The following is a 22,497-nucleotide window of genomic DNA, read 5'->3' on the forward strand; positions in this document are numbered from 1 at the left end:
GTTCCTCCTCGGCGTCTGTCTCCCCTTCACGGCCCTGGCCGGAGCACCCAGGGCGCGGACCTATGACATCGTCATCGTCGGCGGCGGGAAGACCGAAGCCGAGGCCCAGGCCGCGCTCGACAAGCTGAAGCCCCAGGTGCTCTGGGCTGTGTCCCAAGGGCGGCGACACGGACATCAAGAAGCTCATGAAGGCGGTGAAGACCTTCGCCCCGGGTGCGTACTCCAAGAGCATCAAGGGTCAGTACGGCGACCCGTGCCCTCCCGATTCGGCCTTCCTGCCGCCTGACGCCGAGGAGAAGCCGCTCCTGGACCGCATCGCGAAGGAGCCGAACTCCGCGGAGGCCTTCTACGCCTACTCCGCGCACCTGAAGGAGGAGGGCCGTCTGGGGGAATCCCAGGCGATGGTCGACGAGGCCTTGAGGCTGAACCCGAATCACGCCGAAGCTCAGGCCCTGACGCGAGTGCTGATGGTGCTGATGACGGACTGAGCAGGGCTTGTCAGCCCCTTGCGACAGGCGTGCCTGGCGCCTCTTCGAGGACGAAGCCGAACTGACGCACGTCTTCCCCGACGCGCTCGTCCAGAAGGCAGTGCACGTACACCGGCCGGTCCGTCACGCGCGCCGTGGAGAGGAACTCCCAGGTGATCGTTTCCGTGAACTTCACGATCAGCCGCTTTGCCACCGGCCCCGACGGAGTCTCGAGCTTCAGCAGGAGCCACGCCTGGCTTCGGTCGCTATTGGAGGTACTGACCTCTTGGGCCGCGTCGTGAGTGATTGTCCACTGAACGCTCGGGTCACGAAGGCAGGATGCGAATCCCTCTCATCCGGCGCAACGCTATACACTCCCTGGCATGGCCCTCGAGTCCCCTGCCTTCCGTGCAGTCATTCTCGGTTGTGCCCTGCTGTCGTCCTCCTGCTCCGACACCTCCACGCCCCCGCCGACCCCTCCGCCTCCCGAGGAGCCCTGGGACGGGACCTATACGCCCCTGGTGGACCCAACGGACTGGGTCGACCGGGGCGAGTACGCCCCCTGCGCGTTCACCCCGCCCCCGGGGACCGTCGCCGACTGCGATGAGCCTTCTCTCTTCGACCTGTCGAAGTGCGACACGGCCTCGCTCGCCACCCTGGAGCCGCATGGCATCTACCAGGTGGACATGCGTCACGCCTCGGGCCTCGCGGACTTCGCCGGCATCCGGGTCCCCGGGGATGGCGGCACCGCGACCATGAACTACCTCCCGACGATGCGGAGTGCTCCGGTCACGCGGCAGCAGCTCCAGGGGGCCTTCCGCATCTCCGCGCAGTACACCTTCCGGGACACCGTCCGGAACCTGGTCTTCGCGGGCTGCGGCGTCACCGGGCCCGGACTGGTGACGGGGTGCTTCGCCCGCTGCACCGATGGCAAGGTCGCCACCTCCGGCACTTTTGAAGCCGCGCGGATGACCTGGGCGCGGGGCGAGTCCGAATCCTCGGGAGGGCTGCGGCTCCTCTCCGAGACCCATGTGCGGACGGTGCGCCCGGTGGATGTGTATGTCCACCGGGGCCACGCCTACGTCGTCTCCATTGATGACCCGCTCACCCAGGCCCCGGGAGGGCTCGCGGTGGTCGACGTCCGGGACCCCAGCCATCCCGTCATCACGAAGCGCATCACCCTCCCGGGAGACTCGTACTGGAACGCGGCCTGGGCCAAGGACGACGCGCTCTACATCGCCAGCAAGAGCTCGGGGGTCATCGTCTTCGATATCAGCGACCCCGCGGCCCCGGCCTTCGTGCGCAGCGTGCCGGGTCGCGGCCCCATGGATGTCCACACGATGTTCGTGGACGGCAACCGGCTGTACGCCGTGTCGCCGGGTCCTGCCCCCACTGGCGAGACGCTCCTCTTCGACATCTCCACGCCGCTCCAGCCCGTGCTGCTCAGTCGCTTCACCGCCGCCGACACGGAGTCCGCTTTTCCCTCGGCGCATGACTCCTTCGCCTACCAGGACCGGCTCTACGTCAACCACTTCAGCGCGGGCTACGTCGTCTTCGACGTGAAGGACCCGATGAGCCCCCTGGAGCTGGGCCACTACACGTTCGAGTCCGACAACAGCTACGCGACCAGTCACGCGAGCGCGGTGGGCACCTTCGCGGGGAAGACCGTCGCTTTCGAGGGAGGCGAGTACCAGGGCGCCCACCTGCGCGTGCTGGACGTCACGGACCCCACGAACATCCAGCTCATGGGGCGCTACAAGCTGCGTCCGCAGACCTCCATCCACAACATGATCCTCCGGGGCACGCGGCTCTACGTCGCCCATTACCAGGAGGGACTGCGCGTGCTGGACGTCTCCGTGCCCCCTCGGCCGCGCGAAATCGCTCACTTCAACACGTTCCGCGAGTCCGACATCAACAGGGGCGATGACCTGCTCGAGGGTGCCATTGGCATCCGCGTTCCCGGAGACGGCCACGTGTATGTCGTGGACACCGCCAGGGGACTGCTCATCTTCAACGAGCCCTGAGCTGGCGCGATGGGGCGCGGAGCCACACCCCGCGCGGGTTGCGCGATGCGGCCCGGCGGGTGTCTGCTGCCGGGCCCATGTCACGCAACACGCAGTGGAAGGTGGCCGGCTTCGGTGTGTCGGCCCTGGTGCTCGTCGCCGCGCTGGTCTTCGCCAACGGCTCGCATGAGGTCCCTGGAACGCTGTCCTCGGAGCAGAGCGACCGGGATGAATACGCCCAACTGGCGCTGGCGGCCCTCCGCGCCGCGGACCCCACGGGCGAGCTGAAGTACGACCCGGAGCAATTCCTCATCCAGCGCTTCGCCCCGGACGGCGGTCTGGGGATGTCCCTCTACCTCGCGAACTTCTACCGCGAGTACCAGGACACCCCGCCCGAGCGGCGCGGCCAGGTGCTCGCGCGGTTGGGCCGGGCGGGCGTGCTCCCGGAGGCCCCTGGCACCTACGAACAGGCGCGTCCCCTGTTGATGCTCGTGGTTCGCGCCCGCGACACCTTCGAGGCGTTCTCCCAGCAGGGCGGTGAGTCCTCTCCGGTGTCGTGGCGGCCGGTGGGCGAGGTGCTGGCGGAGGCACTCGTCCAGGACACGCCGGACGCCATGCGCTACGTGCCCACGGAGGAGCTGGCGCGCTGGGGCATCTCCTACGAGCAGGCCCGCGCCGATGCGATGGCCAACCTGCGGCGGCTGGAGGCCGCGCCGCTCCGGAACCTGACCCTGGGCGCCTGCGGCCTCTTCACGAACGACAGCTACGGCGCCTCACGGCTGCTGCTGGACGACGTCGTGCGCGGCTGCGAGGTGAAGGGCGATCCGGTGGTGGTCGTCCCCAACCGGGACACGGTGCTCATCACCGGCGCCGACGACGCCACGGGCCTGCTCACGGTGGCGGAGGCGGCCCTGGAGGGCGTCCAGGCGCCGCGCCCCGTGGATGGCCACGCGCTGCGCCTCACCGCCGACGGATGGAAGCCCTTCCTCCCCGAACCGAAGAGCCCGTCGCGGAGCATCCTGGAGAACCTCGCGTTCGCCAGCCGGGTGCGCGGCTACCAGGAGCAGACCGAGCGGCTGCGGAAGCAATTGGAGCAGGAGCACAGCGAGGCCTTCGTCGCCAGCCTCGTGCCGGCCAAGGACGCCCGGGGCCGCCACTTCGGTCAGACTGTCTGGTCGAACGAAGGCGAGGCCCTGCTCCCGCGAGCGGACGTCATCGTCTTCATCGACGCGGCGCTGGGCCCGGACGCGCCCCCGGTGGCCACGGTCCGCTGGGACCTGGTGGTGCGCGACGCCGGAACGCTGCTGATGCCCGAGCTGGGCGTGTATCCGGAGCGCTACCGCGTGCAGGGCTTTCCCTCCAAGGAACAGCTCCAGCGCTGGAAGTCCGACCCGACGGCCATGGACGTGCCCTGAAGGAGGAGGGGGCCCTCACCGCCGAGGGACTCTCTCCGTTGTCCCGGGCTCATCCCCGTCCAGCGCTGGAAGGCGCGTCGCAGGGCCCGTGCATCCGAATAGCCCACTCGCTGCGCGATACCCGCGACGTTGAGCGAGTCGTCGGCAAGCAGGCGGCGGGCTTTCTCCAGGCGGGCGTCCTCGGTCACTTCGCGGAACGTCCGCCCCTCGGCCTTGAGCCGGCGCTGGAGTCCGCGCGGGCTCATTCCCAGGCGCGCGCAAACGCTGGCGAGCGACGGCTCTCCTCGCTCCATGGCCTCTTCGACCTGGGCCCGGAGCCGCTCACGCCAGCCATCGGTGCAGCGGGCGAAGCACCCCGTCACCAGTCCGGGCCCGGTGACGCCGCAGCCCGCGAAGACCAGGTTCCGGACGGTGTACTGCGCGGAGATGCGGAAGGCCCCCTGGAGCTGCTGCCGCGTGACCGGAGCACTCCGCATCGTCGGGAGATAGTTCATGGTCGCGGTGCCGCCATCCCCGGGGAGCCGGATGCCGGCGACGTCCGCGAGGCCCGAGGCGTGGCGCATGTCCACCTGGTAGATGCCATGCGGCTCCAGGGTGGCGAGCGAGGCCGTGTCGCACTTCGACAGGTCGAAGAGAGAAGGCTCATCGCAGTCGGCGACGGTCCCCGGGGGCGGGGTGAACGCGCAGGGGGCGTACTCGCCCCGGTCGACCCAGTCCGTTGGGTCCACCAGGGGCGTATAGGTGTCGGAGCAGGAGGACGACAGCAGGGCACAACCGAGAATGACTGCACGGAGGGCAGGGAACTCGAGGGCCATGCCAGGGAGTGTATGGTGTTGCGCCGGATGAGAGGGATTCGCCTCCTGCCTTCGTGGCCATCACGGGCCTGCTTTTCGTAGGCATCCCGACCTGGGAGCAGAATCGATACGAACGCGTCCGTCGCGAGGGTCAACGCTATCGATATGCGGAAGCGGAGAGTGGCTCACGCATCCACTGAGCCGCCAAGCATGGCGGGCCGGGGGACCTCCGCCAGCGCCTGTGCGCGGAGGCACAGCGCGCACAGGCCCAGGATGCCCAGCAGCTTGCAGAGGGAAATCCACGGCGCGAGGACCGGCACGTACGCGGCGACTCCCAACATGCCCGCCAGGGCCAGGAGCAGGCCCAGCGGGAAGACCATGCACGCATAGAGCACTCCGAAGTGCCACCGGGGGCCGCCGTCACGGGCCGCGATGACAACGGCGGGCATCATCAGGAGGAGGTGATGCTCCCAGGCATAGGTGGAGGCGATGGACGCAATCCCTAGCAGCACGGCCAGGGCCGCTGAAGGTGGACAGGCATTGCGGACCCACAGGGCCCACCTGACTAGCAGCGCCGCGATGAAGCTCAACGCTCCGAACTGGACGGCTCTCGCGGGATGGTAGATGTCGGCTCCTGGCCATGCGTGGCTGAGCACGCCGACCAGGGAGTGATTGTACTCCGAGGCAATGGGCACCCGGAGCCCCAGCTCCTTCAGGTTCCCCTGCGCGTGACCCAGCAGGATCTGCGTGTAATAGGCAAGCTGAATGTCCAGCCCCACCAGCGGTAGCACCATCACGGAGAGGCCGACAACAATCGCAATCGCCGCCACCACCGGGCGCCACTGGCGCCGGACGAACCAATAAAGCAGAAGCAATCCCGGAATCACCTTGATGACCGCGGCCACGCCGACAAGGGCTCCAGCGGCACGGGGACGCCGCTCCGCCAGCACCATGGCGCCGAGCGTTGGCAGCAGGACCACCAGGTTGATCTGTCCCCAGAGGAGGTTGTCCCAGAGCGGGAAGTAGGTGGCCACCAGCAGCGTGGCCAGCTTCCAGTCCAGCCCCAGGTGTCGTCGCATCAGCAGCAGGATGCCCACCAGCAGCAGCTCGTTGAGAACGAACATGGCGAAGTAGCCGGTCTTCATCGGGAGCGCCATGCTCCACGACATCGTCAGCAGGAAAGGCGGTGGGTAGACGAAGGGAGGAAGCTGCAGGGAGCTGAGTTGCCGCAGCTGCTCGACGTCATAGGGATTGCCGCCATCGAGCGCCACCTTCAGCGCGTAGTAATACGCGCCAAAGTCCCCTCCAGCAGCGAGCATGCGCTTGGGCAGGAGGTTGAAGGCCAGGTACAGGAGCGGAGGCAGCAGGTGGATGAGGCTGGCGAGCGCCAGGAGAAGCCATTGGTGGGGGCGGACGTTTTTTTCCAAGTGCATGTCGGCTCTTCGGGAGGAGGGCGACAACCGTCCGCGCGGCGAACATGGGAGGGGGTCGTGCCAGTCGCAGACGAAAGCCCTCGTACCAGGAATATCGAGGAAAATGGAGCCATTGCTACGGTGAACAGCCCAAGCTTGATGGACGCGTGAGGCCCGTCGATGCTTCGGGCTTGACGTTTTCAGTGAATTCGCAGCGCGCCCTGGCTCAGTCTTACGTGCGGCGTTCCGGTGAACGAGGTGCCCCAAGGGACCTCGAGCATCCCGCCCGGGGTAGAACCACCGGAGCAGGCTGTCAGACCGCGAGGGCAAGCTTCCTTCGACTGGCACCCGATTGAAGGACGTTCATGGCAACCCTGAAACAGCTGGCGTTCCGGATGGCGCGGACCCCTGCCTCCGGCTCCCTGGTGCGCTTTGGCTTCGCGCACGCGGACCGGCTCCTGCCCCTCACCTCCGTGGACCGCTCGGAGCTTGCAGCCCTCTACCGTCACCCGCGTCCCGTCTACGGCACCTTCCACCACATCGCCGTCCCCTTGCGGGGCGTGCCGGACGTCTTCGCCCTGGCGCACCCTCGTCACGCTGGGCTTCGCGCGGGCCTCTTCGCGCTCATCGCCGCTGCACGGCAGCGGGCCCCCGCGTCGGTGCTCGTCAATGCGGGCCCTCGGCAGGACGTGGGGCAGGTGCACTTCCACCTCACGGACGACACGCCCTTCAGCGACGCCGTCCGCTCGGAGCAGCTCACCTGGCCGGACTGGGACGCGGCCGTCCGTGCGCTGACCTCCGTCCCCGACATCCAGGAGCGCTACCGCGCTGGGTTCTCGCTGCTCCAGGACGCCGGGGACCCTCGGGTTCGCCTCATCTGACCGCTGTGGGGGACCAGAAGCCCGCCAGCGCCCCCGAGGCGTGGGCCTCGGTGTAGCGGCGCAGGTCCTCCGCGTTGTCCGCCTCCAGCCAGCCGGACGCGATGGGCACGGCGTGGATCGCCACGCCGTCGGTGATGAGGTCCTGGAGGAAGGCTGTCATGGAGATGTTCCAGTAACGCGGGTCCTTCGCCACTCGCTGCTCGAAGCGCTCCATCAGTGCGTGCAGGACGCCGGGGCCGAAGCGCAGCAGCCCGATGTACTGCCCCTGCACCTGCTCCACCGAACGCACCCTCGCGCCGATGTCCACGATGCGCTCGCCTTCCAGGCGCAGGGACTCGCAGTCCGTCGTGGGGTCCTCCATCCTCAGCTCCCAGAGCCGACGCCACTGCGTGTCGATGGCGACCTCCACGTCCCGGGACGCGGCGAGCATCCGCGCCAACACCTCATGCTTGAAGACGATGTCCCCATAGGAGACGAGGACCGGCTCCGTCCTCGACACCACCGGCAGGCTGAAGCGCAACGTGGAGACCATGTTGCCCGTCGTGTACGCCGGGTTCACCACGACGCGCACGTTGCGGCCCGCTTGCGTCAGCTCTGGATACGCGCCGGCCATCACCGTGACGTCCACGCCGAAGTGCTCGTAGACCGCCAGCTGATGGTCGAGCAGCGGGGCTCCCGCCAGCTCCACCAGACACTTCGGGCGGTTCGCCGCGAGCGGCCCCATGCGGGTGCCCAGGCCCGCGGCAAGGATGATGGCTTTCATGGTTCGTATGCCTCCATGACTTCAAGGACCGAGGGAAGGTGACGGGGCTCACGCTCGGGGTGCCAGAGGACGCCCAGCGAGCGCCGCTCCCTGTTCGCGAAGGCCTCCACCGCGCCGTCCTCCGAGCGCGCGAGGACGTCCCATCCGTCAGGCATTGAGTCCTCCGCCACGCCCCATTGGTGGAAGCTCGCCACCTGCGCCGGGCCCCGCCACGCATGGGCGAGGGGACCCGTCAGCACGTGGCGCACGCGCACGTGGCCTTCGACAGGCACGAGCCGCATCCCCGCGAAGAGCGCGAGCATCTGCGCGCCCCGGCACACGCCCAGCACCGGCGTCCGCGTCCGGGCGGCGAGCGACAGCAGCACCGCCTCCATCTCATCACGCGCGGGGACCGCATCCGGTCCCGTGCCCGGAGCGTCGTTGCCTCCGCTCAGGATGACGAGCCCTGGACGAAGGGCTTCGAACTGCGCCACGGCCGCGGCGGCCACGTTCACCGCGGGGAACGGCACCCAGCCGGCCTCCCACAGGCCCGAGGCCCAGGAGTCCTCGAGAGCATCCCGCACCTCCGGACGCCCGGGGACGCGGTCGCTGCGCTGGGTGATCAGGGCCACTCGGCGCTCACTCATGGACGAGCCTGCGCCCCCCGCAATCCAGCGTCATCACCCTTCCGCCCGACAGCCGCCGGAACTGCTCCCGGCCCACTCCGATGGCGGCGGGCAGCTGCAGCTCGGTGCAGCGCACCGCCATGTGAGAGTTCGCGCCCCCGTACGCCGTGACGATGCCGGCGACGCCCAGCGCGAGCAGCCCGTCGTAGCCGGGGTCGGCGCGCTCCAGCAGCACGATGTTGCCTCGCACGCGCTCCGGGTCCGGCAGCCCGTCCGCGACCAGCACCGGCGCGCGCACGCACGCCTTGGTGACGAACAGGGGCTGCTCTCCGCTGCTCACGTGGAAGAGCAGGTGCGACGTGCGCACCAGGATGTCCGGCAGCTCGATGAGGTTGACGGCGGCGGCGTGCTCGCGGGCCTCCTCCACGGCGTCGCGGCACCACGACCGGGCTTCACGCGGCGGAAGCGACAACGAGCTCTCCACCTGCTCCAGCGACAGGTGCGCCAGGTCATCCCGGCTCAACCCCAGCGGCTCTCCCCACGCAGCGAGGTGTTCGAGGACGCCACTCAGCGTCTTCGTGAACACGTGCTTGCCGTATTCGCGCCCCGCGATGCCCGCGCCCAGGTGCGCGAGGAACACCTCGCTGGTCATCGACAGGCCGGCGCTTCGCAGGCCCGCGCTCAGCCGCTCGTGGAGGCTCCGGGACAGGGGGGCCTCGTGCCTGAACGGTTCCTCCGCTCCGGAGATGAGCGGGCCGAAGTAGCGCTCCGGGTCCGCGTCATAGCGGGGCATCCGGATGTCATAGGTCCCCGGGCGCAGGTGCCCGAACTCCGCGACGAGCGCCTCCAGGCCCAGCTCGCCCCGCCGCACGCGGAGCGCGTCCGCTTGCAGCTGTCCCGCCACCGTCCGGATGCGCTGGAGCACTTCGCGCTGCTCGCTCGAATCCATCACGCCTTCGCGCACGAAGCTCTTGAGCAGCGCGGTCACCACGAACGCCGTCCTTGCCAGGTGCGCGAAGGGCAGGGTGCCCAGCTCTCGCAGGCGCGCGAGGATGGGGCCGAGCCCGCCCTCGAAGCCCGGCGCGAACGGATGGGACCGCAGCCGCTCCACCTGCTCCACCTGCGCGGGCAGGTCGGCAAGGCCATGGAGCGTGATGTCCCGCAGCGCGGTGGCCAGGGCGTCCAGCTCCCCTGCATCCAACGAGGACGCGTAGAGCCTCCGAAGCCGCTCGCGCAGGCCGAGGCTCGCGCACGTGTCCGCGATCTCGAACTCCACCTTGTCATGCAGCTCGGGGGCGTGGGCCAGCCGGGCCAGCTGCCGGGAGACCAGGACCTCCGCCACGCGCGCCGGGGTGACGGCCGGGATGAAGGAGTTGAGGGAGGCTCGGACGTCCACGTAGGCGTGGCCCGCGAAGTCACGCAGCAGGGGGATGCCGCGCAGGTCGCGGTAGCCGTAGGCCGCGCGCTGCTCCGCCCAGGTCCGGTCCGTGATGAGCCTGCCGTAGAGCGTCCTCGCGAGCGGGAGCGGACGCCGGCCAATCATCTCCGCCGGGTTCCAGTCCGTCATCGTGCTGTAGACGGGTCCCTCTCCGACGACGGGGGCCTGGGGCCGTAGCAGCGCCTGGTGCGCCGTGCAGGCATCCGCCAGCAGCAGCGCCCGGCGGACCTCGTTCCCCCCCGGCTGCGACGAGCCCTTGGCGATGGGGCGCACCTGGAAGAGGTGGAAGTCGCCGCCCGCCAGCGCGAACTCGATGTCCAGCGCATCCACGCCCATGAGCTTCACCAGCTCACGCCCCACGGTGACGACGCGACGGAGCGAGTCCGGCAACAGGCCCCGGGGCACGCCGTGCTCCACGTACGCGGAGGAGGGCTTCTCCAGGGCGCCGGAAGTAATCTGATCCGTGCGACCGCTGGAGACGTCCGACGCCACCACCCAGTACGAGGCCAGCGTCTCCGGGTGCCGCGCCATCAGCACGCCGCTCTCGCTCACCGGGTGGACGTAGGACTGGAGGAAGACCTTCTCCTCCTCCGCCCCCGAACCGTACGAACCGAACACGTCCGAGATGGCGCTGCCCACGGCCACGGCATCGCCCGCGTCCACGTCGAGCACCGAGAGGAAGCGTCCCGCGTTCGACTCCGTCCACGCATCCTCCGCGGAGCAGGAGGAGCGCACCACGACGCGCTCGCTTCCGAAGCGCTCCCGCACCCGCTGGAGCACGGCGTCCCGGTCCCGGGCCCAGTCCTCACCCCTCACGATGTGCGGTGGGGAGATGCGCCACGGCCCGTGCAGCTCCGACAGGATGTCGAGCGTGCGCGCCTTGTCCCCCAGGACGAGTCGGCCCACGGGGGCCAGGGGCTCGCTCGAAGCCTCGGTCGCTTCCAGCTCGATGCGCGCCACAGCTCCAGCCCGGATCAGCCGGTCCGCTGCCGCGTCCAGGTCCGCTCCCTCCAGCGCTTCCCGCACCGCCTGGGTCCTTCCGACGATGAAGCGGCACTCGCCCCGCCAGGTCGCGATGACGGCGGAGGCCGCCTGGAGCCGCACGCGGAGCGCGCGCGGACGTGGCAGCACCGTTCCCTTGAACACGAGCGTCAGCGGCACACTGCTGTATGTCTGGGCGAGCGTGTCCAGGACGCGCTCGGCCCAGATCCACATGGAGGCGTGCACGAGGCCTACGCCACGGATTCGGCAGTCAGGCGCAATTCCAACCAGAGGGGTGGGACGAAGCATCGCGGCTTCGCGGTCCAGGGCTGTCACGGGAGACCTCGCACGAGCGGACGTGGTGCATGGCGCGTGCGCGGCAGCGCATTGTGGCCTCTGCCCACGTGTGGTGGATTCGATGCATGAGAACCTTCGCCACGGATGAACGGCTGGCGTACCGCCGCCCGGGCAATGAGCTTCAGCCCCGCCCGTCCGAGGACCATGTCCTCTCCTACGAGTACCGCTTGATGCAGCTGCCGCTGGTGCGGCCCGACCACCCGGAGGTCGTGCCGTTCGACCTCAAGGCCGGCTACGACTGGCTGGGCACCTACCGCGCGCCCCGCGTCTCGCTGGTGGGCTTCGTGGACTTCGGCGCCTTCGCCCAGAGCCCCCAGTTCAACCGCTTCATGAACGCCGTGGCCATGACCGCCGCGGCGCGGAAGATCTCCTGGGAGACCGTCGAGCGGCGCAAATACAGACACCACTTCACCATCTGCAACGGGCTGCACGAACGCATGCCCATCGCGGACATCGTGCCGTTCGTGAAGCAGCGGCTGGAGGGCTTCCCCCGCTTCCGCATCCAGGTGAAGGGCGGCTGGTTCTGGGGCAAGAAGAACGGCCGCATCTACTTCCCCGTCTACCCGGAGCTGACGGACGGCCCGAACCCCGTGGACCACCTCACCGAGGTCCAGACTCGCCTGGGCCACTCGCTCCACCCGGGCTTCTACATCGGCTGCCTCCAGTTGATGGACCACCTGCGCTTCAACTCCGAGCTGGACGTGCACGAGGCGGACGAGCTCTTCGGCGTGCTGCGCGGCTTCCGGGAGACCACCATCGTGGAGCTCGACGTGACCGAGCTCTCCATCCTGCGCACGCACGACGACCTCATCCTCAAGAGCCGGGTGCTCGAACGCGTGCCGCTCACGGGGTGACGGGTTCATTCGAACTCCTGGAGCGCGCTGCGCAGGAGCACGCGCTCGTAGGCGTTGCGGACCAGCGCCCCCAACGGACCGATGAGCCGCGTGAGGTCTGTCTCGCGGTACAGCGCCGGGTGGTGGAGCAACTCCAGCACCGTGGCAGCGAGCGAAGGCTCCACGCGGTAGTCGAACATCCCGGGCCGGCGCGGATGCGAAAGCCCCGCCTGGACCGCGTCGTCCACCAGCGCCGTCTCGCGGGCCACGACGCGCAGGTACACCTCGCGGGATGCGGAAGGTTCGGAGCGGAGTGCCTCCAGTTCGCCCGCCGCCTCACGCCACGGTGCAACCAGTTCCTCCGGCCAGGGGGCGACGAGCTCCACCTCCTCCGCGAGGCGCAGGCGGAGGTGGACCAGGAACTCCATGGGCGAAGGCCGCCACGCCCGCCCCACGACGGCCCCCGGTAGTTGCTGGATGGCGGAGCCCGCGCGCCGGGTGGGACGTCCTTCCGACTCCAGGAGCATGCGCAGCTCTCGCGGGTCGAAGGCCGTGGCTGCCTCTTCAATCATGGCGCGCGTGTCGTCCGAGGAATGCATGAGGCTCAGCGCGCGCGTCGGGGCCTGCAGCCGGCTGCGCAGGTGGAGCGGTGAGCGCTTGCGCGGATCCGCCGACCCCTTGAGCGACTTGAACGCCGCGCAGGCCGACCGGCCCGGGGTGCGGAGGATGAGCGCGCAGGAGGACTCCAGCAGGTACACCTCGCTGGGGACGGCCCACGTCTTGTCGAGCGCGATGGGCCGGTTGGGGCTGTACACCGCCTCGATGCTGCTCTGCGTGTATTGGACGAAGCGCCGGTCCACGACGCGGAAGCCCTCGCCCTCCAGGAACGCGAGCGCCTCTTCCGCGAGCCCGAGCCCGATGGCGTACGGGTCGAAGAACGTGAAGACAAGCTCCTCGCTCCCTGGACGCGAGCCGAAGGCCTCCACGAGTCCGGACACACTGGCTGCGTTTCTCATGTGCGGTCTCCACTCCCGGGCTCCACGAGCCACAGCGCTTCTGCTGGCGCGAGCAGGACGTCTCCCTGCCCCTGACGCCCGCCGAGCAGGTCCTTCCACTCCCGCAGCGGCACGGACACGGACACGGGGCCCACGCCGAAGTTCACCAGGACGTGCAGGGGCTGACGGCCATGGCCTCGCGCCAGGTGCAGGACTCCAGGTGCTGGCAGCCGCGCCTCGCAGCCAGGGTCCTCCCGCAGCGCGAGCGTCCGGTCGCGCAGGCGGATGAGGTTCAGCAGGGACTTCCGGATGCTCGCGTGCACCGGCTGCCGGACCAACGCTCGCAGGGCGCCCTCCGTGTAGCGGTGCCGGTTCGCGGCGCGGGGGTTGGAGGGCTCGACGCCCACCGCGTCCGGCAGCCCGAACAGCGTGGGGAAATAGAGGCACGGCGTGGCCGGGAGCGCGAAGAGCAGCGCGTGCGCGGCCAGGTAGCGCTCGACGTCGAGCCCCGCCTCCGTGGAGAAGATGCGATGCAGGGAGCTGTTGAACTCGTACGGCCGGGGCTCTCTCCCCACGTCCGCGTGGGACACCCGGACGCCAGCACGCTCCATCCGCTCCAGCACCCGCCGCAGCGTCGGGGCATCCAGCGGCGGATCCATGGGACGCAGGTGCACGCCGTCATGCGTCTGGAGGAAGGCGTAGCCGTCACGGCCGTGGGCATCCGACGCGGATGCGTTCACCCAGTCCACCAGCGGACCGGCCTCACCCGCGAGCGCCGCCGCGAAGACGAGCAGCGGCACCGCGAGGTGGTTGTCGTGCTGCGCCAGCTCCTCGCCCAGGTAGCACCGCTCCCCTGCGCGGTGGTCCGTCTCCGCGAGCAGGCGCACCGACGGGTCCGCGAAATCAGTCACGGCTCGCAGCGCGCGCACCAGCAGCTTCGCCTCCGGCTGGTGCGGTCCTCCGGGAACGCGCTTCCACACGTGGGGAATGGCATCCAGGCGCACGACCCGCGCGCCCGCCTCCACCAACCGCAGCAGCGTCCCCGCCATGGACAGGAAGACGTCCGGCGAGCCGTGGTTCAGGTCCACCTGCGCGCGCCCATACGTGCACCACGCCCAGACCGCGCGGCTCCCCGTGTCGAAGCGCTGGAGGATGGAGGAGGTCCGCACCCGCGTGCCCCACTCGATGGCCTGCGGCTCGGAGAAGAGGTGGAAGTCCCCGGGCCGCCCCTCGCCGCGCAGCACGTCCCGGAACGCCGGGTGCGACGTGGACACGTGGTTCATCACCAGGTCGAGCATCAGCCCGCCGCCCACCTCCGACAGCCGCTCCAGGTCCTCCCATCCCCCCAGGCGCGGATGCACGGCCTGGTGGTCCACCACCGCGAAGCCGTCATCCCCGTCCGACACATAGGGCGGCAGCACATGCAGCAGGGCCGGCCCCACGCCGCCGACTTCTTCCAGGAGGAAGCGCCGCAGCGCCGCGAGCGGAGCCAACTCCCCGTCGAGCACGTGGTCCGGGTACACGGCGATGACCGCGGGCCGCGCGTCCACCGCCGCGCGCCCGGGCTTCAGGCGCGCGCGGACGCCCTCCGCCGTCTGGGACAGCTCCCGGACGAGCGCCTCCGCGCGCTCCGCCCCGTAGAGCTGTCCCAGCGCGTCCCCCAGCCGCACCCGTGCGAGTGGGGTCGCCGTGTTGCCGGAGGCGCTCATCCCTGGTGCTCGAGGACGTACGTGATGCTGCCCTGGAGGAACTCCACCGCGCGCGCCAGCTCCGGCTCCGCTGCCATGCGCCTGGCCATGCGCTGGTGGAGCGCTTCGATGCGCGTGAGGCACTCACCCAGCGGGCCCGTCGCGCAGTCCGCGTGGATGGAGAGCCCTTCCGCCAGCAGGCTCCGGTCCACCTCGCCCGCGGTGGCCATCGCCTTGCGCGACTCGATGAGCAGCCACTTGCGCGCCGCGCTCGTCACGCCCAGGGCCGCGAGGATGGAGACCAGCGCTTCCTCCACCGCGATGCGTGCCACGTGCCGGCTGGACTCCTCGCTGACGGCGCGGTGGCTGATGGCGTCCTCCAGGTACTCGTGGACCTCCATGAAGTGCCGCACGGTGAGGTAGGTGGGCAGCAGCTCCACCAGGAACTCGTCCCGCCAGCTCGCCACCAGGCTCGGGTTCAGCAGCGGAAGCCCCGCGCGCAGCCGGTGCAGGAAACGCAGCTCCGGGCCGTCGATGATGGGGATGAACTTCAGCTCGGACGGCTTGTAGAGCGCCGGCGCGATGGCCGTCATCCAGGTCATGATCTCCGCCACGCGGCCGCGCTCCGCGAGCTCGATGTTGACCTCGATGCCGTCGCAGTACTGGAGCGCTTCACTGAAGCGGCTGTTCTTGAAGCGCACGCCGTCCTTCGTCGAGATGAGCGACGTGCGGTGCGGCACCAGCACCATCAGGTCCACGTCCGAGCTGGGCGTGCCGTTGCCTGCCGCGAGCGAACCCGTCAGCAGCACGCCGCACGAGGCGGGGTCGCTGACCAGCTCCGACAGGATGCGCTCGACGTCCACGCCGTGGGCGCGGAGCGTCTGCGTGGTGAGCGGTTGACCACTGGAGAGCTGATGTGTGCGCTTCATGATGCCACCTTCCCGCGTCCCTCATGGGACAGCTGCAAGTCCGAGAAAACGTCAGCGCACGCGTCCGCGACGGTGCGCACCATCTGCTCCTCATGCGTCCGCATCACGCTCAGGCGCAGCAGGCCGCGGCCCGCTGGGACGGCCGGGTGGATGACCGGGTTGGCGTAGATGCCCCGGTTCCACAGCAGCCTCCACGCCTGGAGCGTGTCGAAGTCCGCGCCCACCTCCACGCTGACGATGGGACCGTCCGACGGAAGGGGCCGCAGCCCGCGCGCCACCAACGCCTCGCGCAGCGAGCGCACCCGCTCCTTCAATTGGGCCACCAGCCCCGGGTCCTCCTGGAGGATGCGCAGGGCGGCCAGCGCCGCGGCCACGGAGGCCGGCGTGTTGGCGGCGGTGAAGAGGAAGGGCCGCGTGAGGACGCGCAGCGCTTCAATCTGCTCCTTGTCCCCGATGATGGCGCCGCCGCACGAGCCCAGGCTCTTGGAGAAGGTGATGGTGATGAAGTCCGCGTCCTGGACGACGCCGTCCTCCTCCACGGTGCCCAGTCCCCGCGTGCCCACCGTGCCCAGGCCGTGCGCCTCGTCCACGACGAGCGCCAGCCGCGTCTCGCGGCACACCTCCAGGAACCGGCGCAGCGGAGCCCGGTCTCCGCGCATGGAGTAGACGCCCTCCACGACGCAGAGGCCGGAGGCGGTGTCCTCCTTCGCCTGGGCCAGCAGGTGCTCCGGGTCGTTGTGGCCGAAGCGCTTCATGGTCGCGCGCGCCAGCCACACGCCGTCCAGGACGGAGGCGTGCATCTCCTCGTCCACCCAGGCGCGGTCATTGCGGCCCAGGAGCGAGCTCATCAGGCCCAGGTTGGCGCCGTAGCCGGTGGAGAACACCATGGCGCCGGTGCGGCCGTAGAAGCGCCGCAGCGCGTCCTCCAACTCCTCGTGGAGCGCCAGGTTGCCGTTGAGCAGGCGCGAGCCCGTCACGCCCGCGCCCCAGCGGCCGGACGCCTCCTGCGCGGCGGCGATGACGCGCGGGTCGTTCGCGAGCCCCAGGTAGTTGTTGGAGCCGAAGTTGAGGATGTCCCGGCCCTCCATGCGGGTGATGGGGCCGGTGGCCGACTCCACCCGCGTGAAGTAGGGGAGGCGGCCAATGCGCTTGCCCAGCCGGGCCTGCGCCACGCGCGGATCCCCGAGCAGCCGCTGGATGACGGGCACCCGAGGGCGGCCCGCCGTGTCTTGTTCAGGTCGTGTCATGTTTTTGGTCCCGGAAGTCGAACGCCAAGCTCGCGGCGGTCGCGCAGACAGCAGTGAAGGTGAGGATGACGGCGGTGCTCTGGAGCACGACGCTCCAGCGGCCCTGGCCGAAGGTGGCTTCGTTGAGCGCGCGCAGGGCCCAGTAGTGCGGCGTGGCGTAGCCGAGCGTGCGCGACCAACCCGGCAGCGCTTCGGTGGCGACGATGGCGCCACCCACCGCGCTGAACGTCACCAGCACCAGGTAGGAGAGGTTGGAGAGCGTGGCGGTGCTGCGCGTGATGGCGAAGAGGAGGAAGCCCAGGGCCGAACCGCTGGTCACCAGCGCCGCGCCGGTGAGGGCCACCTGGAGGACGTCGCCATTCAATGGCAGCCCCAGGAACACCGCCGCGAAGCCCGTGAAGAGCAGCAGCTGCACGAAAGACATCGCGCACGCGGGCAACACCTTGCCCATGGCGAACGCGAGCCGGGCGGGGCGGATCAACGCCTGCCTGCCGTGGGTGTGGTACCAGAAGTCCCGGTAGAAGGCGTGACCGGAGTAGGTCACCACCATGTAGCTGAACATCACCGCGAAGCCGATGGTGGCCCGGCCCATGGCGCCCGGCGCCGCGTCGAGCCCCGACACCCCCGGGCCCAGGATGGCGGAGAGCACCGCGGGCAGGATGAAGATGAACACCATGGCCGTGCGCTCGCGCGCGAGCACCCGCCACTCCGTCAGCGCGTAGCAACGCACCACGTTGACAAAACCCGCCACGCCGCTGGGTGCGGAGGGGGCACTGGAAGCGATGTCTGGATTCATGGCCCTTCCGACTCCCGGGCGAAGGCGCTCAGGGAGGGGTCCCGCAGCAGGATGTCGCGCAGCCGGTTGCCGGACAGGCGCAGCTCGGACAGGTGGACGTCGGAGGGGACCTCGCCCAGCTTCGAGCGGACCTCCTCCAGGCTGCTGGTGGCGAGCGTGAGCTCCCACGAAGCCTCGGCGCCCCGCAGCGACAGCGTGCGCGCCTGACTCGACAGGACCGCTCCCAGAGCTCCCAGGTCGCGCGTCTTCCCGTCGCGCAGCAGCACCAGCTCCGTGGACAACTCCTCGATGTCCTCGGGGTAGTGCGCGGTGACCAGCACCGCGGCGCCCTCCTCGCGCCACGCGCGCACCCGGCGCACCACCAGCTGGCGGGCCTCGAAGTCGAGCGCGACGGTGGGCTCATCCAGCAGCCGGATGGGCGGCGCATGGACGAAGCTCGCCGCCAGGTGCACGAGCCGCCGCTGCCCCCCTGACAGGTGATGCACGCGCGTGCGGGCAATGGGACCCAGCGCGAACTCCTCCAGGGTCCGCTCGATGGCGGCCTTTGCTTCTGCGCGCCCCAACAACAGCCGGGCCAGGTGCCCGACGTTCTCCTCCACCGTGAGCACGGGATAGAGCGCGATGGCCTGCGTCGCGAACCCGATGGCGCGGCGCGCGGGCAGCCCGCCCACGTCGAGCCGCACCGAGCCTCCCGCCGTTCCCCGCACGGTGCCGGTGAGGGCCCCCAGCAGCGTCGTCTTGCCCGCGCCGTTGGCCCCGAGCAGCCCCACGGACGTCCCCGCCTTCAAGTGGAGGGAGGCCTCGCGGAGTACGGGCGTCCCCTGGGCGAAGGCGAACGAAAGCCGCTCCGCGGAGAGCAGGGCGGTTCCGTGCGCGGGCCCCAGGGATTGACGAAGACGCCCAGGTGTCTTGATTGGATCCTGAAATGCTTCTTGTTCAGGAAAAGAATGTTTGTCGGTCATCGTCGGGATGACCTTCTACAGATGCGGTCTGACATCCGGCGTCAGCCGCCTGCGTCGAGGATGAGCTGGCCATACCCATCACGGAGCGCTCGATGAAAGCCTTTGTCACCTCGCACGTCCTGCTCGCTTTCGCGGCGCTCTCCCGTTGCTCTCCGCGGACCGTGAGGATCCTCGACGGGCCGGTTAGGATGGACGGGTGACGTCCAACTCAGGCCTGAATGACGGCTACGTGTACCGCGAGCAGATCGAAGCCGGCGCCGGGCGCAGCGCGCTTGCCTACCTGACGGACACGTACCGGCACTCCTCCGAAGCGGAGTGGCGCGCCCGCTTCCTGCGCGGTGAGGTCCAGCTGGATGGCGTCACGGCGACCGGCGACGAAGTGCTGCGCGCCCGGCAGGTGCTGTGCTGGCACCGCCCTCCCTGGCAGGAGGGAGAGACGCCGGACAGCTTCGAGCTGGTGCACGAGGACGCGACGCTGCTCGCGGTCATCAAGCCGAGCGGGTTGCCGACGATTCCCTCGGGCGGCTTCCTCAAGAACACGCTGCTCTCGTTCGTGAGGAGGCGCTGGCCGGAGGCTTCGGCGCTGCACCGCCTGGGGCGGGCGACCTCGGGGCTCGTGCTCTTCTCCCGCACGCGCGAGGCGGCCGCACGTCTCTCGCGCGACTGGCGCGAGGGCAGCGTGGAGAAGCGCTACCGCGCGCTCTCGGAGGGGCTCGCGGTGCAGGAGCATTACGAGATCCGCGCGCCCATCGGGCTGGTGCCCCATCCCCTGCTGGGCTCCGTGCACGGGGCAACCCCCCAGGGCAAGGCGTCGAGTAGCAGCGCCCGGGTGCTGGAGCGACGTGCCGACCAGACGCTCTTCGAGGTTCACATCCACACGGGGCGTCCCGAGCAGATCCGCATCCACCTGGCGTTCATCGGCCACCCGCTCGCGGGAGACCCGCTGTTCGCCGCAGGGGGGCTGCCCCGTGAGCACTCGCCCGGGCTGCCCGGAGACGGCGGCTACCTGCTCCACGCGGAGACGCTCGCCTTCACCCATCCGCTGTCGGGGGAGCGCCTGCGCTTGTACGCGCCACCGCCTCCCGGGCTGAGGACCGCCGAAGGCTGACGTACGCCCGCTGGCCCGGTCGCGTCTTCCTGGGGCACGTGACGCGAATGACCGCCAGCCCGCAATCGGGCTGCTCCCCGGGCCAGTTCTTCCGCTGGCCACCGGTTTCCACCTTCGTCCCGGTTCCGACTCCCGAGAGGACTCTCGGTGTGTCCGTCGGTGCTGCACGCCCACCGCTCGGTGAGCGCGCGGGCAAAGACAAACAGGATGGGGGCAAGATGAAGAAGAAGATGAAATGGGCGCTGGGGTTCTTGTCGCTGCTCGCAATCACTGGCTGCGCCGACGACGACGTCTTCTACGACCCGTACTACTACGACTCCGCCTACTACGATCCCTACTATGGGGCGTACGACGCGGCGTGGAGCTACGCCTGGGTCGATCCGGTCTACAGCTATTGGTATTACAGCATCGGCAGGTTGCTGCCCCTGTCCACTGGCAGCGGGCAGCCTCAGGCCCCCGTCGACGTGAACGCGGCGGCCGCACAGCTCGCGGCGAACGCCTCCTCCAACTTCACTCCCGCCGGGTGCGCCACCGCCACCGCGTCGGGCGCGACGGTGAACTACACCTTCAACAACTGCGCGGCGCCGGTCGTGCTCCAGCAGATCTCCGGCAACGTGCAGTTGGTGCTCGCTGACAACCAGGGGCAGCTCTCCATGAACGCCACCTCGTCCAACCTCTCCATCAACGGAGCGCCCTTCAACCTCTCCATGCAGATCACCGGCTCCCCTCCCAACGGGAACCAGCGCCAGGTGACCATCGCCTCCAACAGCTTCTCGCCGGATCGCTTCGACACGAGATCGTCCCAGAGCACCGTCACCTGGGTGGCGGGCAGCGGGTGCTTCACCCTGGACAGTCAGTCGACGGGCACGCGCAACGGCCTCAGTTCGTCGACGACCGTGTCGGGCTACCAGCGCTGCGCCAACCAGTGCCCCTCGGCGGGGTCGGTGACGACGCAGACGAGCTCTGGGACGTTCACCTCGTCGTTCAACGGCTCCAGCACCATCACCGTCACCGGGCCGAACGGCAACACCCAGTCGTATTCACTGGGCTGCTGAGCTCCAGGCACCGCGGGCGGGCGGGGGCACCCGGCTCCCGCCCGCCCCAGGCGCCTGCCTGCTGTTGCTCCGGCCCCGCTTCACGACGCGCGTCCCGCCCCTCGGGGCGCGCGACCCCTTGCCTGCCTCTCCAGACAGATGGAACGCGCGTGACGATATTGCGCTCATGCCGCGGCTCGTCATGTGCCGGGCTTCAACTGAGCTGGCGCGCAGCCACTGCGCGAGGAGGGACACCCGTGCTGAATACCGAAGCCATTGGCGAACCCCTGATGCACCTGGACAGCCGCCGCCTGCTTGCTGGCGCCCGGCGCGCCGTCCCGGAGGCCTTCGACGCCCAGGGCCGGCTGCTCTCACCCGTCGCGGGTCGGTGGATCCATCCGCCTGCCTGGTTCAATGCCAGCTCACCCATTGACGGCAGCGTCATCGCGGAGCTGCCGCTGCTCGGCGCCGCACAGGTGGCGTCGGGCGTCGAGCAGGCAGCGGCGGAGTTCGCTCCCTGGGCGGCCCGTCCACTCGAGGACCGCGCCCGAGCCGTCGCGGAGGCGGTGGTGCTGCTTCACGCGCACCGGGACCTGCTCGTGCGAATCCTGGCGTGGGACATCGGCAAGACGCTGCCCACCGCGTACAACGACGTGGACCGTTGCCTCGCGGGCATCGCGTGGTACCTGGAGCGGATGGGCTCGATGCTCGACGGCCGCAAGCCGCTCGGCCTCGTGTCGAACATCGCCTCCTGGAACTATCCCTTCTCGGTGCTGCTGCTCAACGTGCTCGTCCAGACGCTCGCGGGCAACTCGGTCATCGCGAAGATCCCGACCCAGGGCGGCGGTGTCTCCCTCACGCTCGCCTTCGCGCTGCTGCGCCGCGCGGGCCTTCCCGTCTCGCTCGTCGGCGGGCGGGGCAGGGACCTCTCCGAGGCGCTCGTCGGCCACCCTCGCATCGGAGGCGTCGCCTTCATTGGTGGCCGCGCCAACGGTGCGGAGGTCCACCGCCGCCTGCGCGAAACGGACAAGCGCTACGCGCTGGAGATGGAGGGCGTGAACGCCTACGCCATCACGCACTTCTCGGACTGGGACGCGCTCGCAAGACAGATTCGAGCGGGCTTCGACTTCGGCAAGCAACGCTGCACGGCCTACACCCGGTGGGTCGTCGAGAAGTCGCTCGTCCCGAGGTTCGTCCGGACGTATGTCGACACCGTCTCGGCGTTGCGCGTGGGCAATCCGGTCCTGGGCGCGCACGTGGACTTCGGGCCCCTCATCTCTCCCAGCAAGGTGGAGGAGCTCCGCTCGCTCATCGCCGAAGCGCGGGAGCGGGGCACGGCGGTACTGCATGAGGGCGAGCTGGCGGAGGACGCCTTCACCCCGCGACAGGAGCGGGGCGCGTATCTGCCGCCCGTCCTGCTCTTCGGCGTCCCGCGCGACAGCGAGCTCTACCTGCGCGAGCCCTTCGGTCCCGTCGACATCGTGGTGTCGGTGGACTCCGAGGAGGAACTGGTGCGGGAGGCCAACGTCTCCAACGGCGCGCTCGTGGCCTCGGTGGCGACGGATGACCCCGAGCTCGCACAGCGCATCGCCTCGCGGCTCCACGCCTTCAAGGTCGGCATCAACGCGCTGCGCTCGCGCGGCGACCGCGAGGAGTCCTTCGGTGGCAAGGGCGGCTCGTGGGCGGGCGCCTTCGTGGGTGGTACCCACCTGGTGCGCGCCTTCACCGACGGCCCCCATCCTCTCGAAGGCAACTGGCCAGACTGAAGTCGACCCTCGCGTCGCCAGGA

The 22,497-nt window shown here is 69.8% G+C and carries 20 protein-coding genes; 8 read left to right on the plus strand and 12 right to left on the minus strand.

Annotated features, from left to right (window positions below; translation table 11 throughout):
• The first annotated feature begins 185 nt into the window (after positions 1–185).
• Positions 186–488, plus strand: coding sequence for a hypothetical protein (locus AABA78_RS13035; protein WP_338263296.1), 303 nt, complete (start codon positions 186–188; stop codon positions 486–488).
• Positions 489–498: 10 nt separating this feature from the next.
• Here the strand turns inward: AABA78_RS13035 and AABA78_RS13040 are convergent, their stop codons facing one another.
• Positions 499–663: a hypothetical protein gene (locus tag AABA78_RS13040; protein WP_338263297.1), complete on the minus strand. Its 165-nt coding sequence runs from the start codon at positions 661–663 to the stop codon at positions 499–501.
• Positions 664–850: 187 nt separating this feature from the next.
• Between AABA78_RS13040 and AABA78_RS13045 the strand changes: the two genes are divergently transcribed.
• Both AABA78_RS13045 and AABA78_RS13050 read left to right on the plus strand, forming a co-directional pair.
• Positions 851–2,491, plus strand: a complete 1,641-nt coding sequence (locus AABA78_RS13045; protein WP_338263298.1) for an LVIVD repeat-containing protein — start codon at positions 851–853, stop codon at positions 2,489–2,491.
• A 77-nt stretch (positions 2,492–2,568) separates the two neighbouring features.
• Positions 2,569–3,885, plus strand: coding sequence for a DUF1444 domain-containing protein (locus tag AABA78_RS13050; protein ID WP_338263299.1), 1,317 nt, complete (start codon positions 2,569–2,571; stop codon positions 3,883–3,885).
• Here the strand turns inward: AABA78_RS13050 and AABA78_RS13055 are convergent.
• Together AABA78_RS13055 and AABA78_RS13060 are read right to left on the minus strand one after the other, a co-directional pair.
• A complete protein-coding gene (locus AABA78_RS13055; protein WP_338263300.1) occupies positions 3,807–4,700 on the minus strand; it encodes a helix-turn-helix transcriptional regulator in 894 nt (297 codons plus the stop codon). The genes AABA78_RS13050 and AABA78_RS13055 overlap by 79 nt on opposite strands.
• A 164-nt stretch (positions 4,701–4,864) precedes the next feature.
• The gene (locus AABA78_RS13060; protein WP_338263301.1) at positions 4,865–6,112 is read right to left on the minus strand and encodes a glycosyltransferase family 87 protein; all 1,248 of its coding nucleotides are present in this window, start codon (positions 6,110–6,112) and stop codon (positions 4,865–4,867) included.
• A gap of 344 nt (positions 6,113–6,456) precedes the next feature.
• Between AABA78_RS13060 and AABA78_RS13065 the strand changes: the two genes are divergently transcribed.
• Entirely contained in the window at positions 6,457–6,972 is a 516-nt protein-coding gene (locus AABA78_RS13065) for a hypothetical protein (protein ID WP_338263302.1), read from the plus strand.
• Here the strand turns inward: AABA78_RS13065 and AABA78_RS13070 are convergent.
• The 3 genes from AABA78_RS13070 to AABA78_RS13080 are packed head-to-tail and all read right to left on the minus strand — an operon-like array spanning position 6,965 to position 11,005.
• Entirely contained in the window at positions 6,965–7,735 is a 771-nt protein-coding gene (locus tag AABA78_RS13070; protein WP_338263303.1) for a phosphocholine cytidylyltransferase family protein, read from the minus strand. The two genes, AABA78_RS13065 and AABA78_RS13070, sit on opposite strands and share 8 nt — an antisense overlap.
• Positions 7,732–8,361 (minus strand): gamma-glutamyl-gamma-aminobutyrate hydrolase family protein, encoded by a 630-nt coding sequence (locus AABA78_RS13075; protein ID WP_338263304.1) that lies wholly within the window; start codon positions 8,359–8,361, stop codon positions 7,732–7,734. The genes AABA78_RS13070 and AABA78_RS13075 overlap by 4 nt, the downstream gene beginning before the upstream one ends.
• Positions 8,354–11,005 (minus strand): PEP-utilizing enzyme, encoded by a 2,652-nt coding sequence (locus AABA78_RS13080; RefSeq protein WP_338263305.1) that lies wholly within the window; start codon positions 11,003–11,005, stop codon positions 8,354–8,356. Before AABA78_RS13080 ends, AABA78_RS13075 begins: the two co-directional genes overlap by 8 nt.
• A 176-nt stretch (positions 11,006–11,181) precedes the next feature.
• On the opposite strand from AABA78_RS13080, the gene AABA78_RS13085 reads away from it, so the two are divergent.
• Positions 11,182–11,970, plus strand: coding sequence for a hypothetical protein (locus AABA78_RS13085; protein WP_338263306.1), 789 nt, complete (start codon positions 11,182–11,184; stop codon positions 11,968–11,970).
• A 5-nt stretch (positions 11,971–11,975) separates the two neighbouring features.
• Here the strand turns inward: AABA78_RS13085 and AABA78_RS13090 are convergent, their stop codons facing one another.
• The 6 genes from AABA78_RS13090 to AABA78_RS13115 are packed head-to-tail and all read right to left on the minus strand — an operon-like array spanning position 11,976 to position 18,566.
• Complete coding sequence (locus AABA78_RS13090; RefSeq protein ID WP_338263308.1) at positions 11,976–12,965, minus strand: nucleoside-diphosphate kinase; 990 nt, start codon at positions 12,963–12,965, stop codon at positions 11,976–11,978.
• On the minus strand, positions 12,962–14,653 hold the full coding sequence (locus tag AABA78_RS13095) for an alpha-amylase family glycosyl hydrolase (protein ID WP_338263309.1): 1,692 nt from the start codon (positions 14,651–14,653) through the stop codon (positions 12,962–12,964). The genes AABA78_RS13090 and AABA78_RS13095 overlap by 4 nt, the downstream gene beginning before the upstream one ends.
• Complete coding sequence (locus AABA78_RS13100) at positions 14,650–15,561, minus strand: nucleotidyltransferase domain-containing protein (RefSeq protein ID WP_338263310.1); 912 nt, start codon at positions 15,559–15,561, stop codon at positions 14,650–14,652. The genes AABA78_RS13095 and AABA78_RS13100 overlap by 4 nt, the downstream gene beginning before the upstream one ends.
• Entirely contained in the window at positions 15,558–16,808 is a 1,251-nt protein-coding gene (locus AABA78_RS13105; RefSeq protein WP_338263311.1) for an aminotransferase class I/II-fold pyridoxal phosphate-dependent enzyme, read from the minus strand. Before AABA78_RS13105 ends, AABA78_RS13100 begins: the two co-directional genes overlap by 4 nt.
• Positions 16,795–17,604: an ABC transporter permease gene (locus tag AABA78_RS13110; RefSeq protein ID WP_338263312.1), complete on the minus strand. Its 810-nt coding sequence runs from the start codon at positions 17,602–17,604 to the stop codon at positions 16,795–16,797. The genes AABA78_RS13105 and AABA78_RS13110 overlap by 14 nt, the downstream gene beginning before the upstream one ends.
• Positions 17,601–18,566: an ABC transporter ATP-binding protein gene (locus AABA78_RS13115; RefSeq protein WP_338263313.1), complete on the minus strand. Its 966-nt coding sequence runs from the start codon at positions 18,564–18,566 to the stop codon at positions 17,601–17,603. Before AABA78_RS13115 ends, AABA78_RS13110 begins: the two co-directional genes overlap by 4 nt.
• A gap of 196 nt (positions 18,567–18,762) precedes the next feature.
• Here AABA78_RS13115 and AABA78_RS13120 point away from each other — a divergent pair, with 196 nt between their 5' ends.
• From AABA78_RS13120 to AABA78_RS13130, 3 genes are all read left to right on the plus strand, one after another.
• Complete coding sequence (locus AABA78_RS13120; RefSeq protein ID WP_338263314.1) at positions 18,763–19,674, plus strand: RluA family pseudouridine synthase; 912 nt, start codon at positions 18,763–18,765, stop codon at positions 19,672–19,674.
• Positions 19,675–19,892: 218 nt separating this feature from the next.
• Entirely contained in the window at positions 19,893–20,729 is an 837-nt protein-coding gene (locus AABA78_RS13125; protein WP_338263315.1) for a hypothetical protein, read from the plus strand.
• A 236-nt stretch (positions 20,730–20,965) separates the two neighbouring features.
• The gene (locus AABA78_RS13130) at positions 20,966–22,474 is read left to right on the plus strand and encodes an aldehyde dehydrogenase family protein (protein ID WP_338263316.1); all 1,509 of its coding nucleotides are present in this window, start codon (positions 20,966–20,968) and stop codon (positions 22,472–22,474) included.
• Positions 22,475–22,497: the final 23 nt, after the last annotated feature.

Source organism: Corallococcus caeni, assembly GCF_036245865.1.
GTDB lineage: Bacteria > Myxococcota > Myxococcia > Myxococcales > Myxococcaceae > Corallococcus > Corallococcus caeni.

Excerpts from the sequence above, each read along its gene's own strand:
- AABA78_RS13075 (WP_338263304.1), bottom strand. The coding sequence starts at position 8,361 with ATGAGTGAGCGCCGAGTGGCCCTGATCACCCAGCGCAGCGACCGCGTC.
- AABA78_RS13065 (WP_338263302.1), top strand. The coding sequence starts at position 6,457 with ATGGCAACCCTGAAACAGCTGGCGTTCCGGATGGCGCGGACCCCTGCC.
- AABA78_RS13125 (WP_338263315.1), top strand. The coding sequence starts at position 19,893 with ATGAAGAAGAAGATGAAATGGGCGCTGGGGTTCTTGTCGCTGCTCGCA.
- AABA78_RS13105 (WP_338263311.1), bottom strand. The coding sequence starts at position 16,808 with ATGACACGACCTGAACAAGACACGGCGGGCCGCCCTCGGGTGCCCGTC.
- AABA78_RS13035 (WP_338263296.1), top strand. The coding sequence starts at position 186 with ATGAAGGCGGTGAAGACCTTCGCCCCGGGTGCGTACTCCAAGAGCATC.
- AABA78_RS13070 (WP_338263303.1), bottom strand. The coding sequence starts at position 7,735 with ATGAAAGCCATCATCCTTGCCGCGGGCCTGGGCACCCGCATGGGGCCG.
- AABA78_RS13110 (WP_338263312.1), bottom strand. The coding sequence starts at position 17,604 with ATGAATCCAGACATCGCTTCCAGTGCCCCCTCCGCACCCAGCGGCGTG.
- AABA78_RS13095 (WP_338263309.1), bottom strand. The coding sequence starts at position 14,653 with ATGAGCGCCTCCGGCAACACGGCGACCCCACTCGCACGGGTGCGGCTG.
- AABA78_RS13055 (WP_338263300.1), bottom strand. The coding sequence starts at position 4,700 with ATGGCCCTCGAGTTCCCTGCCCTCCGTGCAGTCATTCTCGGTTGTGCC.
- AABA78_RS13060 (WP_338263301.1), bottom strand. The coding sequence starts at position 6,112 with ATGCACTTGGAAAAAAACGTCCGCCCCCACCAATGGCTTCTCCTGGCG.
- AABA78_RS13050 (WP_338263299.1), top strand. The coding sequence starts at position 2,569 with ATGTCACGCAACACGCAGTGGAAGGTGGCCGGCTTCGGTGTGTCGGCC.
- AABA78_RS13085 (WP_338263306.1), top strand. The coding sequence starts at position 11,182 with ATGAGAACCTTCGCCACGGATGAACGGCTGGCGTACCGCCGCCCGGGC.
- AABA78_RS13115 (WP_338263313.1), bottom strand. The coding sequence starts at position 18,566 with ATGACCGACAAACATTCTTTTCCTGAACAAGAAGCATTTCAGGATCCA.
- AABA78_RS13100 (WP_338263310.1), bottom strand. The coding sequence starts at position 15,561 with ATGAAGCGCACACATCAGCTCTCCAGTGGTCAACCGCTCACCACGCAG.
- AABA78_RS13090 (WP_338263308.1), bottom strand. The coding sequence starts at position 12,965 with ATGAGAAACGCAGCCAGTGTGTCCGGACTCGTGGAGGCCTTCGGCTCG.
- AABA78_RS13045 (WP_338263298.1), top strand. The coding sequence starts at position 851 with ATGGCCCTCGAGTCCCCTGCCTTCCGTGCAGTCATTCTCGGTTGTGCC.